12 protein-coding genes are annotated in these 13009 nt (G+C 66.2%); 9 read left to right on the top strand and 3 right to left on the bottom strand.

The features are described 5' to 3' along the window. Positions 1-12: 12 nt before the first annotated feature. The 7 genes from lepB to nagZ all read left to right on the top strand — a co-directional run bounded on the left by lepB (position 13) and on the right by nagZ (position 6395). Complete coding sequence (gene lepB, locus CFB41_RS05535) at positions 13-906, top strand: signal peptidase I (RefSeq protein ID WP_089439551.1); 894 nt, start codon at positions 13-15, stop codon at positions 904-906. A 154-nt stretch (positions 907-1060) separates the two neighbouring features. Continuing rightward, positions 1061-2293 carry a ribonuclease III gene (rnc, locus tag CFB41_RS05540; protein ID WP_089455842.1) on the top strand — a complete coding sequence of 411 codons (1233 nt, stop codon included), beginning with the start codon at positions 1061-1063 and terminating at the stop codon, positions 2291-2293. Positions 2294-2353: 60 nt separating this feature from the next. Beyond that, a complete protein-coding gene (gene era, locus CFB41_RS05545; RefSeq protein WP_006476493.1) occupies positions 2354-3253 on the top strand; it encodes a GTPase Era in 900 nt (299 codons plus the stop codon). Then, positions 3240-4076: a DNA repair protein RecO gene (gene recO / locus CFB41_RS05550; protein WP_011351416.1), complete on the top strand. Its 837-nt coding sequence runs from the start codon at positions 3240-3242 to the stop codon at positions 4074-4076. The genes era and recO overlap by 14 nt, the downstream gene beginning before the upstream one ends. Further along, on the top strand, positions 4073-4849 hold the full coding sequence (pdxJ, locus tag CFB41_RS05555) for a pyridoxine 5'-phosphate synthase (RefSeq protein WP_089455843.1): 777 nt from the start codon (positions 4073-4075) through the stop codon (positions 4847-4849). The genes recO and pdxJ overlap by 4 nt, the downstream gene beginning before the upstream one ends. 72 nt (positions 4850-4921) lie before the next feature. Next, positions 4922-5350, top strand: coding sequence for a holo-ACP synthase (gene acpS, locus CFB41_RS05560; protein ID WP_011351418.1), 429 nt, complete (start codon positions 4922-4924; stop codon positions 5348-5350). A 16-nt stretch (positions 5351-5366) separates the two neighbouring features. Further along, positions 5367-6395, top strand: a complete 1029-nt coding sequence (gene nagZ, locus CFB41_RS05565) for a beta-N-acetylhexosaminidase (protein WP_089455844.1) — start codon at positions 5367-5369, stop codon at positions 6393-6395. A 189-nt stretch (positions 6396-6584) separates the two neighbouring features. Here the strand turns inward: nagZ and CFB41_RS05570 are convergent, their stop codons facing one another. The 3 genes from CFB41_RS05570 to earP all read right to left on the bottom strand — a co-directional run bounded on the left by CFB41_RS05570 (position 6585) and on the right by earP (position 10117). Continuing rightward, positions 6585-7970: a sigma-54 dependent transcriptional regulator gene (locus tag CFB41_RS05570; RefSeq protein WP_089439554.1), complete on the bottom strand. Its 1386-nt coding sequence runs from the start codon at positions 7968-7970 to the stop codon at positions 6585-6587. A 268-nt stretch (positions 7971-8238) separates the two neighbouring features. Next, the gene (gene efp, locus CFB41_RS05575) at positions 8239-8796 is read right to left on the bottom strand and encodes an elongation factor P (RefSeq protein WP_011351421.1); all 558 of its coding nucleotides are present in this window, start codon (positions 8794-8796) and stop codon (positions 8239-8241) included. A gap of 127 nt (positions 8797-8923) precedes the next feature. After that, entirely contained in the window at positions 8924-10117 is a 1194-nt protein-coding gene (gene earP, locus CFB41_RS05580) for an elongation factor P maturation arginine rhamnosyltransferase EarP (protein ID WP_089455845.1), read from the bottom strand. Positions 10118-10193: 76 nt separating this feature from the next. Between earP and uvrC the strand changes: the two genes are divergently transcribed. Beyond that, complete coding sequence (uvrC, locus tag CFB41_RS05585) at positions 10194-12227, top strand: excinuclease ABC subunit UvrC (RefSeq protein ID WP_089455846.1); 2034 nt, start codon at positions 10194-10196, stop codon at positions 12225-12227. 90 nt (positions 12228-12317) lie between these two features. Next, complete coding sequence (gene pgsA / locus CFB41_RS05590; RefSeq protein ID WP_011351424.1) at positions 12318-12905, top strand: CDP-diacylglycerol--glycerol-3-phosphate 3-phosphatidyltransferase; 588 nt, start codon at positions 12318-12320, stop codon at positions 12903-12905. The last annotated feature ends 104 nt before the right edge of the window (positions 12906-13009 follow it).

Consider the following 13009-nt stretch of genomic DNA (forward strand, 5'->3'; position numbering starts at 1 on the left):
ACTGATCCTTTTATGAATTTTGCGCTGATTCTTTTTGTGCTCGTCATCTTGACGGGCGTAGCGTGGGTGCTGGACAAACTGGTGTTCCTGCCGAAGCGTCGCAAGGCGGCCGACTCGGCGATCGAGGAGTTCGATCGCCAGCAGTCGCGCATCGACAAGCGCTTCGCGGATGAAAACGCGGCGCAGACGCGTTCGAAGCTGCGCGACGAGAAGCTGCGCCAGCCGTGGTGGCTCGAGTACACGGCGAGCTTCTTCCCGGTGATCCTGGCGGTGTTCGTCGTGCGTTCGTTCGTCGTCGAGCCGTTCAAGATTCCGTCGGGCTCGATGGTGCCGACGCTGCTCGTCGGCGATTTCATCCTCGTCAACAAGTTCGAATACGGGCTGCGCCTGCCGGTCACGAACACGAAGATCACGCAGGGCAGCCCGCTGTCGCGCGGCGACGTCGTCGTGTTCCGTTATCCGAAGGACGAGTCGGTCGACTACATCAAGCGTGTGATCGGCCTGCCGGGCGATACCGTCGCGTACCAGGACAAGCAGCTCACGATCAACGGCCAGCCGGTGCCCGAAACGCCGCTGCCCGATTTCTTCGACGACGAGCGCCAGAATTACGCGAAGCAGTTCGAGGAAACGATCGGCAACAAGAAGAACGCGATCCTCAACAACCCGGCCGTGCCGCCGTTCGTGATGGGCGCATACGACTATCCGTTTCGCGACAACTGCACGTACAACAGCCGCGGCGTGATCTGCAAGGTGCCGCCCGGTCACTACTTCATGATGGGCGACAACCGCGACAACAGTGCGGACAGCCGCTACTGGGGTTTCGTGCCGGACCAGAACATCGTTGGCCGCGCGTTCTTCATCTGGATGAACTTCAGCGACCTGAAGCGCATCGGTTCCTTCAACTGATCGCAATCGACTCACTCGCACTACGCGACGCACGGGCCGCGTCGCGTAGTGCCGAACTACTTTAAGAACCGGCGGTAACACCGCTTCGTCACGCCTTTTCGCGTCCGGCCGTGCCGTTTCGGCCCGACCGGGCGCCCGCGTTATACTCCTGCACATGCCCTCATCCCAGTTGGAAAGCCGGCTGCGCTACGAATTTCGCAATGCGGAATTGTTGCGCCAGGCTTTGACCCATCGCAGTCACAGTGCCACGCACAACGAACGGCTCGAGTTTCTCGGCGATTCCGTTCTGAATTGCGCGGTGGCCGCCCTTTTGTTCCAGCGTTTCGGCAAGCTGGACGAAGGCGATCTGTCGCGCGTACGCGCCAATCTCGTCAAACAGCAGTCGCTGTACGAAATTGCTCAGGCCCTGAATATCTCGGACGGACTGCGGCTCGGCGAGGGCGAACTGCGCAGCGGCGGGTTCCGCCGGCCGTCGATCCTCGCGGACGCGTTCGAAGCCATCATCGGGGCCGTGTTCCTCGATGGCGGCTTCGAAGCCGCCCAAGGGGTCATCAAGCGCCTCTATATCCCGATTCTCGACCATATCGATCCGCGCACGCTCGGCAAGGACGCGAAGACGCTGCTGCAGGAATACCTGCAGGGGCACAAGATCGCGCTGCCGACCTACACGGTGGTCGCGACGCATGGTGCGGCGCACAATCAGCAATTCGAAGTCGAATGCACGGTGCCGAAGCTCGATGTGAAGGTGTCGGGCTCCGGTGCGAGCCGGCGCGCAGCCGAGCAGGCTGCCGCGAAGAAGGCGCTCGATGAAGTGATGGCGGCCGCGCCGATGCTGGCCGCGAAGCCGAAGCGCTCGAAAAACGCGCGCGGGTCGAAACACGTCGAACCCGAAATCGTGCCGGGCGTGAAGGGCGTGCAGGAAGCGCTCGACCTGCGCTCGCCGGAGCGGAAGGAACGCGCGGCGGCGCGCGAGGCGAGAGCGGCAGGTGCGGCGGCTGCGGCAACCGCTACTTCCGGTACCGAGCCGGCCGCGGCGCCGATGGCCGCGATTCGCGCGGCGCATGTCGATGCGGCGGCGGAAAAGGGCGAACGCGAACGGGCGGCGAAGCCGGCGGCCGACAAGTCTGTCGACAAGCCGGCCGAGCGAGCCGACAAGGCCGCGGAGAAGCCCGCGGAAGCCGTGCCCGCCGCACGCGCTGCCGACAAGCCGGCTGGCCAGGCCGCCGACCCGGCATCGTCGTCCGCCGACAAGTCTTCCGCCGGTACCGACCCCGCTTCGCGTGCGGCTGCGCGCACACGCGACGCCGCGGCACCGGATGCCGAGACGCCGCCGGGCGGCGCGAGCCTCGCCGCCGCGCAGGCGCGCGTGGCCGATGCCGACCACTGAATTGCCCATCGATCGTGCCGCGCGCCGCGCGGCCGTTTCCGAACCTGTCTCCCAAACGATATGAACACTCCCGCTCCTACCGGTTTCCGTTGCGGCATGATCGCGATCGTGGGCCGCCCGAACGTCGGCAAGTCGACGTTGATGAACGCACTCGTCGGCCAGAAGATCAGCATCACGTCGCGCAAGGCGCAGACGACCCGCCACCGCATCACCGGCATCAATACGTTCGACGACGCGCAATTCGTGTTCGTCGACACGCCGGGTTTCCAGACCCGCCACAGCACCGCGCTGAACCGTTCGCTGAACCGCGCGGTCACGTCGACGCTCACGTCGGTCGACGTGATCCTGTTCGTGATCGAGGCCGGCCGCTTCGGCCCCGACGACCAGAAGGTGCTGGACCTGATTCCGCCCGGCATGCCGACGCTGCTGATCGCGAACAAGATCGACCGCGTGAACGACAAGGCGACGCTGTTCCCGTTCATGCAGAAGGTGAGCGAGCTGCGCGAATTCACCGAGCTCGTGCCGCTGTCGGCGCAGAAACCGGAAGACATCAAACGCCTGCTGGACACGATCAAGCCGTACCTGCCGGAAGGCGAGCCGATCTACGGCGAGGACGAGCTGACCGACCGCAGCTCGCGTTTCCTCGCAGCCGAAATCCTGCGCGAGAAGGTGTTCCGCTGGACCGGCGACGAACTGCCGTACACGAGCACCGTGCTGATCGACAAGTTCGAGGAGGAAGGGCGCCTGAAGCGCATCTTCGCGACGATCCTCGTCGAGCGCGATTCGCACAAGGCGATGGTGATCGGCAAGAAGGGCGAGAAGCTCAAGCAGATCAGCACCGAGGCGCGGATGGACATGGAGAAGCTGTTCGACGGCCCCGTGTACCTCGAGACCTTCGTGAAGGTGAAGAGCGGCTGGGCCGACAACGAGGCAGGGCTGCGCGCCTATGGGTACGAATGACGCGCTGACGTCGACTGAAGACGCGGTGACGGCCGGCGCGAACGACGCGCCGCTGCCGGCACCGCCTGAACCGCCGCGCAAGGCGCGGCGCGCGACGTCACGCACGTCCGATTTCCGTGTCGCCGAGCAACCGGCGTATGTGCTGCACAGTTATCCGTATCGGGAAACGAGCCTGATCATCGACGTGCTGACGCGTGATCATGGCCGGCTCGCGCTCGTCGCGAAGGGCGCGAAGCGTCCGCACTCCGCGCTGCGCGGCGTACTGCAGACCTTCCAGCCGCTGCTGCTGTCCTGGTCGGGCAAATCCGAGGTGCGCACGCTGACGGGCGCCGAGTGGGTAGGCGGGATGCTGCCGCTCGGCGGCGACGGGCTCTTGTGCGGCTTCTACGCGAACGAGCTGCTCGTGAAATTCTGCGCACGCGAGGATCCCCAGCCGCCGCTCTTCAATCATTACGTGCTGACCCTCACGCGCCTCGCGCACGGCGAACCCGCGGTGCAGGTGCTGCGTTCGTTCGAGCGCGTGCTGCTGCGCGAGACCGGCTACGCGATGGCGCTGAACCGCACGGTCGCGCGCCGGGCGGTCGAGCCTGATCGTCGCTACGTGTTCGATCCCGAGCGTGGCGTGCGCAATGCGGACGACGAAGTCCCATCGCACTGGCCGGTCATTTCCGGACAGACGTTGCTCGATATGGAGCAGGACGATTACCATCGAGCCCAGACGGTTGCGCAAAGCAAGACGCTGATGCGCTTCCTGCTGAACACCTATCTCGGCGGTACGCCGCTTGCCACGCGTCAGATCCTGATCGACCTGCAAAACCTATGAGCTTCTTCCTGACCACGCCCACCGCCATCGACCTCGGCGTCAACATCGACCACGTCGCGACGCTGCGCAATGTGCGCGGCACGACCTATCCCGATCCGATCCGCGCGGCGCTCGCCGCCGAAGAAGCCGGTGCGGATGCGATCACGCTGCATCTGCGCGAGGATCGCCGCCACATCGTCGATGCGGATGTGCGCGAGCTGCGTCCGCTGCTGAAGACGCGCATGAACCTCGAATGCGCGGTGACGGCCGAGATGCTCGATATCGCTTGCGAAGTGCGTCCGCACGACGCGTGCCTCGTGCCCGAGAAGCGCGAGGAACTGACGACCGAAGGCGGTCTCGATGTCGCCGGCCACTTCGAGGCCGTGCGTGCGGCGTGCAAGCAGCTTGCCGACGTGGGTGTGCGCGTGTCGCTGTTCATCGACCCGGACGAGACGCAGATCCGTGCCGCACACGAAGCGGGCGCGCCGGTGATCGAGCTGCATACGGGCCGTTACGCCGAAGCGCACGACGAAGCCGAACAGCAGCGCGAATACGAGCGCATCGTCGCGGGCGTTCAGGCCGGCGCGCAGCTCGGCCTGAAGGTCAATGCCGGGCACGGCCTGCACTACACGAACGTGCAGCAGATCGCCGCGATCGACGGCATCGTCGAACTGAACATCGGCCACGCGATCGTCGCGCACGCGATTTTCGCGGGCTGGGACAACGCGGTGCGCGAAATGAAGGCGATCATGGTCGCCGCACGCGTTGCCGCGCTGCATGGCGGCGCGCGCTGAACATGGCATGCCGCCGCGCGTCGCGCGTCATGCCTGACCCGGCCCGGCCGGGTCGTACCGGCGCGTACTGACATGGCGATCTACGGTATCGGCACCGACATCGCCCAGGTGAGCCGCATCGCGGCCGTGCTCGAACGCACGGGCGGCCGGTTTGCCGAGAAGGTGCTGGGCCCCGACGAGCTGCGCGTGTTCCATGCGCGCCGTGCCCGCTCCGAGGCGCGCGGCATCGCGTTCCTCGCGACGCGCTTTTCCGCGAAGGAAGCGTTCTCGAAGGCGATCGGGCTCGGCATGCACTGGCCGATGACGTGGCGTGCGCTGCAGACCCTCAACCATCCGAGCGGCGAGCCGTACGTGGTCGCGTCGGGCGAGCTGGCCGACTGGCTGGCGGCCCGCGGCATCACGGCGCGCGTGACGGTCAGCGACGAACGCGACTATGCGGTGTCGTTCGTGGTCGCCGAGACGGACGCGGCGCCTGCACCTGTTTCCCGAACCTCCTCCTGACGGAATTCCCGATTCGATGAAAACGACTCCCGGCCCGGTCATGCTCGACGTCGTCGGCACGGCCCTGTCGCGCGACGATGCGCGGCGCCTCGCGCATCCGAATACCGGCGGCGTGATCCTGTTCGCGCGGCACTTCCAGAACCGCGCGCAACTGACCGCGCTGACCGACTCGATCCGCGCGGTGCGTGAAGACATCCTGATCGCCGTCGATCACGAAGGCGGGCGCGTGCAGCGTTTCCGCACCGACGGCTTCACGGTGCTGCCCGCGATGCGCCGCCTCGGCGAGCTGTGGGATCGCGACGTGCTGCTCGCGACGAAGGTCGCCACGGCCGTCGGCTACATCCTGGCCGCCGAGCTGCGTGCATGCGGCATCGACATGAGCTTCACGCCCGTGCTCGACCTCGACTACGGGCACTCGAAAGTGATCGGCGATCGCGCGTTCCATCGTGATCCGCGCGTCGTGACGCTGCTCGCGAAGAGCCTGAACCACGGGCTGTCGCTCGCCGGGATGGCGAACTGCGGCAAGCATTTCCCGGGGCACGGCTTCGCGGAGGCCGACTCGCACGTCGCGCTGCCGACCGACGACCGCACGCTCGACGCGATCCTCAAGCAGGACGTCGCACCGTACGACTGGCTCGGTTTGTCGCTGTCCGCGGTGATTCCCGCGCACGTGATCTACACGCAGGTCGACAAGCGGCCGGCCGGTTTCTCGCGCGTGTGGCTGCAGGACATCCTGCGCGGACGGCTCGGCTTCACGGGCGCGATCTTCAGCGACGACCTGTCGATGGAAGCCGCGCGCGAAGGCGGCACGCTCACGCAGGCGGCCGACGCCGCACTCGCGGCCGGTTGCGACATGGTGCTCGTCTGCAACCAGCCGGACGCGGCCGAGGTCGTGCTGAACGGGCTGAAAGCGCGGGCCACGGACGAGTCGGTGCGACGCATCAAGCGGATGCGTGGGCGCGGCAAGGCGCTCAAGTGGGACAAGCTGATCGCGCAGCCCGAGTATCGGCAGGCGCAGGCGCTGTTGAGCAGCGCACTGGCCTGAGCGGGGAGGGGACGGCGGGACCCGCGCCGTTCCGGTTGCCGAAACAGAAAGCCGCGCAATCGCGCGGCTTTTTTATGCCTGACAGCGGGTGCGAACCCGGCAGCTTCAGGAGCCAGGCAGGTTGAAGTCGTGTGCTTTGACGCAACTAACGGTCAAACTCTGCCAGCGCCCTCGAGCACCGTCACCTGCTCAGTTCACCTTCATCCGCTGCAGCTTGTTGTACAGCGTCTTCGGACTGATGCCGAGCAGCGTTGCCGCACGGTGGCGCGTGCCGCCGACGGCGTCGAGCGTCGCACGGATCAGCAGATCCTCGACGTCGGACAGCGGCGTGCCGACCTTGATCTGCACGCTGCTGCCGTTCAGTGCGGCGCCGGCCGAGAAGCTCGGCTCGCCCGCGCGCAGCGTCTCGATGAAATCGCCCGATGCGTCGTACGCGAAGCGCACGCGCTCCTGCAGCTCGCGCACGTTGCCCGGCCATTCGTAGGACAGGCATTCACGGACGAAGCCCGGCGCCGCGCGCTTGTCGGTCGTGCTGCGGCCGGTTGCGCGCGCGTCGCGGTTCAGTTCGTCGATCAGCGCATCCGCGATCGCGAGCGCGTCGCCGTCGCGATCGCGCAGCGGCGGCATCGTGATCGATGCCGCATCGAGGCGCAGCCACAGATCCTCGCGCAGCGTGCCGTTCGCGACCGCTTCGCGTGCCGGGCGTCGCGTGGCCGCGATCAGCCGGAAATCGCTCGTGATCGAACTCGTGCCGCCGATCCGCATGAAGTTCTGCGAATCGAGCGCATGCAGCAGGGCTTCCTGCAGCACGAGCGGCAGTGCGGTGATTTCGTCGAGGAACAGCGTGCCGCCGCCGGCCTGTTCGAACAGGCCCGATTCGCGGCGCTCGGCGCCATCGAACGCACCGCGCTCATGGCCGAACAGCACGCTGTCGAGCGACGCACCGTGCCGGCCGGCCTGGGCGATCGTCCGGCAGTCGAACGACACGAACGGCCCCTTGCGGCGCCGGCTCAGGTCGTGCAGCGTGCGCGCGGCCAGCTTCTTGCCGGTACCGGCTTCGCCCGAGAACAGCACCGCCGTTTCGGTGCGCGCGTTGTGCTCGATCATGTCGTACACGTGCTGCATCGCGTCGCTGCGGCCGACCAGCGCGCCGAAGCGGCCGAGATGGCGCAGCGACGCGCGCAACGACTGCACTTCGTCGATCAGTTCGTACGGACGCGGGATCCGTGCAAGCAGGCTGCGCAGGCGCGGGATGTTGATCGGCTTCAGCAGGTAGTCCCAGATGCCGTGACGCAGCCCCTCGATGGCGCTCTCGACCGTCGCATTGCCGGTCAGCACGATGACGGGCAGCGAGCCGTTCGGCTGTTGCTGCGGCAGGTGCTGGAGCAGGTCGAACCCGCTGCCGTCCGGCAGGTTCAGGTCGACGAGAACGACGTCGGGAATCGAGCGGCCGAGCGCCGTGCGCGCTTCGGCGAGCGACGTGGCCGTGTCGACCGAGAAGCCGTCCGCGGCGAGCAGCGCGGTGAGGCCGGACAGACTGTTGGGATCGTCTTCGACAATCAGGGCGTGTGGCATGGTGGACGCGAGTCGAGTCAAGAGAGGCGGGCTGTCGGTCATCGTGGCCGCAGCCGCATGTCAGATTAAAAGCTGATTTTATGCCCCGCTGAACGCGTAACGAGCAATATTTCTCCGGCGCTATAAAACAGTTACCGATGATACAAATTGAATATCTTTACCGGTGGCTTTTGTGCTTTACATGAGCCTGACTCTCGCCGGTTGTTGGCGCCGGACAAACAAAAAGCGCCCCGAAGGGCGCTTTGTTCGATGCGGGTATCGCTGGCGATTACGCGCGGCTGCGGTATTCGTTCGTACGCGTATCGATTTCGATCTTGTCGCCGGTGTTGCAGAACAGCGGCACTTGCAGTTCGAAGCCCGTTGCGAGCTTCGCGTTCTTCAGCACCTTGCCCGACGACGTGTCACCCTTGACTGCCGGTTCCGTGTAGGTGATCTCGCGAACCAGGACCGTCGGCAGTTCGACCGAGATCGCCTTCTCGTTGTAGAACACGACTTCGCAAGCCATGCCGTCTTCGAGGTAGTTCAGCGCTTCGCCCATCATTTCCGCTTCGACTTCGAACTGGTTGTAGTCGGCGTCCATGAACACGTACATCGGATCGGCGAAGTACGAGTACGTCACTTCCTTGCGGTCGAGCACGACGACGTCGAACTTGTCGTCGGCCTTGTAGACTGCTTCCTGGCCTGCGTTCGTCAGCAGGTTCTTCATCTTCATCTTGACGACGGCGGAATTGCGGCCCGACTTGTTGTATTCAGCCTTGGCGATGACCCATGCGTCGCTGCCGATCTGCACGACGTTGCCTACGCGGAGTTCCTGTGCGGTTTTCATAAAAAACTGTCCTGATCAAATCAAATAAATAGGTGCCTGAGCGTTGCGCAACGGCTGACGGCGCAAGCGGTGCGTTCCGGTGGACGCCAAAAGCGAGCGCTTGCCTGGTCAGCCGTCGGATAACCGCTTATTTTAACTGAGATTTTGCGTATTCCGCCAGCTTTCCGGCGAGATCGCCGACGGCCGCGAGCGCATCGGCCCAGCGGGCCGCGTTGGCGTCCAGTGCGGCGCGGTGCTGCCAGAAATCGGCCCAGTCGGGTGTGCCGACGCCGTTCCATGCATGCCAGAACCGCTCGAGCGCCGCGCGCGGCGCGTCGGCGAGGCCGGCCGACAGGTGCGCGAGCGCGGCGTCGAGCTTCGGCAGATGGACGTCGTCGGCCTGCGGGTAAATGTGCCACACGAACGGCTTGCGGGCCCACTGCGCTCGGACGAACGAATCCTCGCCGCGCACGAAATTGAGGTCGGCCACCCACAGCAACGGATCGTAGTCGGCCTGGGGGACGAACGCGAGCCCGTGAGCAGCCAGGTTGCCGCTGCGCGCATGCGTGCCCGCGCCGAACGACTCGACCCCGAAAAAACGCGCAACGGCAGGCGATACGCGGCCGGCCGGCACGAGTGCGACGACCGGTGTCGGGCCGTCGCGCCACTGCGCGAGCAGCGTGTCGACGGCCGGATTCTCGTACGCGAACAGGCTGACGACCGTCGTACCGGGGGCCGGCGGCGCGCCGCTGGTCGCGCGCTGCCACCAGGCATCGCGCGCCGCCGCATCGGCTTCGAAGGCCGTGCGGCGCGCATCGAGGTCGTGTTCCTTCAGGACGCCGCCGGTGCCGGCCGACAGGCCGGGGAAGAAAAACGTCTTCAGCAGCGGGTAGCGCGGATGCGGCGACGGCCGCAGATGGAAATCGGCGACCCAGTCCTCGGCGCTCAGGTATTCGAGGTTGATCCACACGGGGCGCCGTTCGCGCCGCGCCATCGCCGCGAGATACGCGCCGGGCAGCTCGCACGCGAATGCTTCGATCACGACATCGGCGATCTCCAGCGCGTCGCCGGCTTCCGCATGCCAGTGCTCGATCACGATCGCGTCGACCGTCTGCCGCCCCGCGTCGGGATCGACCCCGGGCAGCAGGCGTGCGAACGTGCGCAGGTCGTCGACGAACAGGCGAACCTGCCAGCCGTGCTCGTGCGCGAGCTGGCGCGCGACGCGCCAGCAGACGCCGATGTCGCCGAAATTGTCGACCACCGTGCAGAAGAGGTCGCAGGCGATCGGTTCGCCCGGCGCGAGCGGCGCGGCGGGCAGGGGGGCAGCGGTGGTGCGGGGCATCGAAGCGGGCCGGTGAATGCTCTAAACTGGCGATTCTAATAGACCCGTTCCGCGTTACAAGGCGCCCGGATCACGCATGACATCCCCTGAAGCTTCCGATACCCCGTTCGAACCGAAGAAGATCCTTGCGCAGTTGCCGCACATGCCGGGCGTCTATCGCTACTACGACACGGCGGGCGCCGTGCTCTATGTCGGCAAGGCCCGCGACCTGAAGAAGCGCGTATCGAGCTATTTCACGAAGACGCAGCTGTCGCCGCGCATCGCGATGATGGCCACGCGCATCGCGCGCATCGAGACGACCGTCACGCGCTCGGAGGCCGAGGCGCTGCTGCTCGAGAACAACCTGATCAAGGCGCTCGCGCCGCGCTACAACATCCTGTTTCGCGACGACAAGTCGTATCCGTACCTGAAGCTCACCGCGCACCGTTTTCCGCGGATGGCCTACTACCGCGGCTCGGTCGACAAGCAGAACCAGTATTTCGGGCCGTTCCCGAGCGCCTGGGCCGTGCGCGAGAGCATCCAGATCCTGCAGCGCGTGTTCCAGCTGCGCACCTGCGAGGATTCGGTCTTCAACAACCGCACGCGGCCGTGCCTGCTGCACCAGATCGGGCGCTGCACGGCGCCGTGCGTCGGCGCGATCTCCGACGAGGATTACGCGATCGACGTATCGAACGCCGCGCGTTTCCTGCTCGGCCGGCAGTCCGAAGTGATGAAGGAGCTCGAGCAGAAGATGCACGCGTTCGCGGCCGAACTGAAATTCGAGCAGGCGGCGGCCGTGCGCAACCAGATGAGCTCGCTCGCGACGGTGCTGCATCAGCAGGCGATCGAGGTCGGCAGCGACAGCGACGTCGACATCCTGGCCGTCGTCGCGCAAGGCGGCCGCGTGTGCGTGAACCTCGCGATGGTGCGCGGCGGCCGGCATCTCGGCGACAAGGCGTATTTCCCGACGCACGTCGAAAGCGCGCTGACGCTCGCCGAGGGCGGGATCGGCGACGAGTCCGAGCTGGCGGAGGCGACCGATGTGTCCGCCGATGTATTGCCCGACCTCCCCGCGGAAGAACCCGGCCGCACGCGCGGTGACGCAGTGGCGTCGGTCGAGGCCGAAGTGCTCGACGCGTTCATCGCGCAGCACTATCTCGGCAACCGCGTGCCGCCCGTGCTGGTCGTGAGCCATGCGCCCGCGAGCCGCGACTTGCTCGAGCTGCTGTCCGAGCAGGCCGGCCACAAGGTGTCGCTGGTGCGGCAGCCGCAGGGGCAGCGGCGTGCGTGGCTGTCGATGGCCGAGCAGAATGCGCAGATCGCGCTCATGCGGCTGCTGTCCGAGCAGGGCTCGCAGCAGGCGCGCACGCGTGCGCTCGCGGAGACGCTCAGCTACGAATGCGACGATCTCGCGACGCTGCGGATCGAATGCTTCGACATCAGCCACACGATGGGCGAGGCAACGCAGGCGTCGTGCGTGGTCTACCACCATCACAAGATGCAGTCGGGCGAATACCGCCGCTACAACATCACCGGGATCACGCCGGGCGACGACTACGCGGCGATGCGGCAGGTGCTCACGCGCCGCTACGAGAAGATGGTCGAGCAGGCCGCGCAGGCGGCTGCCGCCGACGATGCGGCCGGCATCGACGGCGAGTCGACGCGCCAGGCCGAGGCGTCGAGCCTGCTGCCGAACATCGTGCTGATCGACGGCGGCAAGGGTCAGGTCGAAATCGCGCGCCAGGTGTTCACCGAGCTCGGTCTCGACACGTCGATGCTGGTCGGCGTCGCGAAAGGCGAGGGGCGCAAGGTCGGCCTCGAGACGCTCGTGTTCGCGGACGGACGCACGCCGCTCGAACTCGGCAAGGAAAGCGCCGCGCTGATGCTCGTCGCGCAGATCCGCGACGAGGCGCACCGCTTCGCGATCACCGGCATGCGTGCCAAGCGGGCGAAGGCGCGCCAGACATCGCGGCTCGAGGAACTCGAGGGCGTCGGCGCGAAGCGCCGGCAGCGGCTGCTCGCGCGATTCGGCGGGTTGCGCGGCGTGGTGGCCGCGAGCGTCGAGGAACTCGCGAGTGTCGAGGGCATCTCGCACGCGCTCGCCGAGCAGATCTACAAGCAGCTTCACTGACGCGGCCGTGCGGCCGGCCGCCTTGCCAGCGTTCTTGTGGCAGGCCGGTCGACACGGCACAATTGCGAATCCTTTACTGTCCCGCATGCCATGCCGTTCAATTTCCCGATTTTCCTGACGTGGGTACGGATCGTGCTGATTCCGCTCGTCGTCGGCGTGTTCTATCTGCCGGACACGGTGATGGGCGGCGCGCACCGCAATCTCGCGGCGGCGGCGATCTTCATTCTTGCGGCGCTGACCGACTGGTTCGACGGCTATCTGGCCCGCAAGTGGAACCAGACGTCGTCGTTCGGTGCATTTCTCGATCCGGTGGCGGACAAGCTGATGGTGACGGCCGCGCTGCTGATCCTCGTGCAGATTTCGCGGGTCGACGCGGCAATCGCACTCGTGATCGTCGGCCGCGAGATCGCGATTTCGGCGCTGCGCGAGTGGATGGCGCAGATCGGTGCGTCGAAGAGCGTCGCGGTGAACCAGCTCGGCAAGTTCAAGACCGCCTGCCAGATGGTCGCGATTCCGATGCTGCTGTTCTACGGGCCGCTGCCGCTCGGCGTCGCGACGATCGACACGCGCGTGTGGGGCGAATGGCTGATGTATCTCGCCGCGGTGCTGACGATCTGGTCGATGCTGTACTACATGAAGCTCGCATGGCCGCAGATTCGCGAACGCGGCGGCGCGTGATGCGTCCGGTCGAGCAGGTTTTTGTAAAAAGGGCTGGAAAAGCCCTTGACACACGAATGTGCCTTCGACATAATCTCGCTTCTCCGCTGCACGACGAAGTAAGT

This window comes from Burkholderia sp. AU33803 (assembly GCF_002223095.1).
In the GTDB taxonomy this organism is placed as follows: domain Bacteria; phylum Pseudomonadota; class Gammaproteobacteria; order Burkholderiales; family Burkholderiaceae; genus Burkholderia.

Coding starts and splice junctions, on each gene's coding strand:
- lepB (WP_089439551.1), top strand. CDS start 13: ATGAATTTTGCGCTGATTCTTTTTGTGCTCGTCATCTTGACGGGCGTA.
- rnc (WP_089455842.1), top strand. CDS start 1,061: ATGCCCTCATCCCAGTTGGAAAGCCGGCTGCGCTACGAATTTCGCAAT.
- era (WP_006476493.1), top strand. CDS start 2,354: ATGAACACTCCCGCTCCTACCGGTTTCCGTTGCGGCATGATCGCGATC.
- recO (WP_011351416.1), top strand. CDS start 3,240: ATGGGTACGAATGACGCGCTGACGTCGACTGAAGACGCGGTGACGGCC.
- pdxJ (WP_089455843.1), top strand. CDS start 4,073: ATGAGCTTCTTCCTGACCACGCCCACCGCCATCGACCTCGGCGTCAAC.
- acpS (WP_011351418.1), top strand. CDS start 4,922: ATGGCGATCTACGGTATCGGCACCGACATCGCCCAGGTGAGCCGCATC.
- nagZ (WP_089455844.1), top strand. CDS start 5,367: ATGAAAACGACTCCCGGCCCGGTCATGCTCGACGTCGTCGGCACGGCC.
- CFB41_RS05570 (WP_089439554.1), bottom strand. CDS start 7,970: ATGCCACACGCCCTGATTGTCGAAGACGATCCCAACAGTCTGTCCGGC.
- efp (WP_011351421.1), bottom strand. CDS start 8,796: ATGAAAACCGCACAGGAACTCCGCGTAGGCAACGTCGTGCAGATCGGC.
- earP (WP_089455845.1), bottom strand. CDS start 10,117: ATGCCCCGCACCACCGCTGCCCCCCTGCCCGCCGCGCCGCTCGCGCCG.
- uvrC (WP_089455846.1), top strand. CDS start 10,194: ATGACATCCCCTGAAGCTTCCGATACCCCGTTCGAACCGAAGAAGATC.
- pgsA (WP_011351424.1), top strand. CDS start 12,318: ATGCCGTTCAATTTCCCGATTTTCCTGACGTGGGTACGGATCGTGCTG.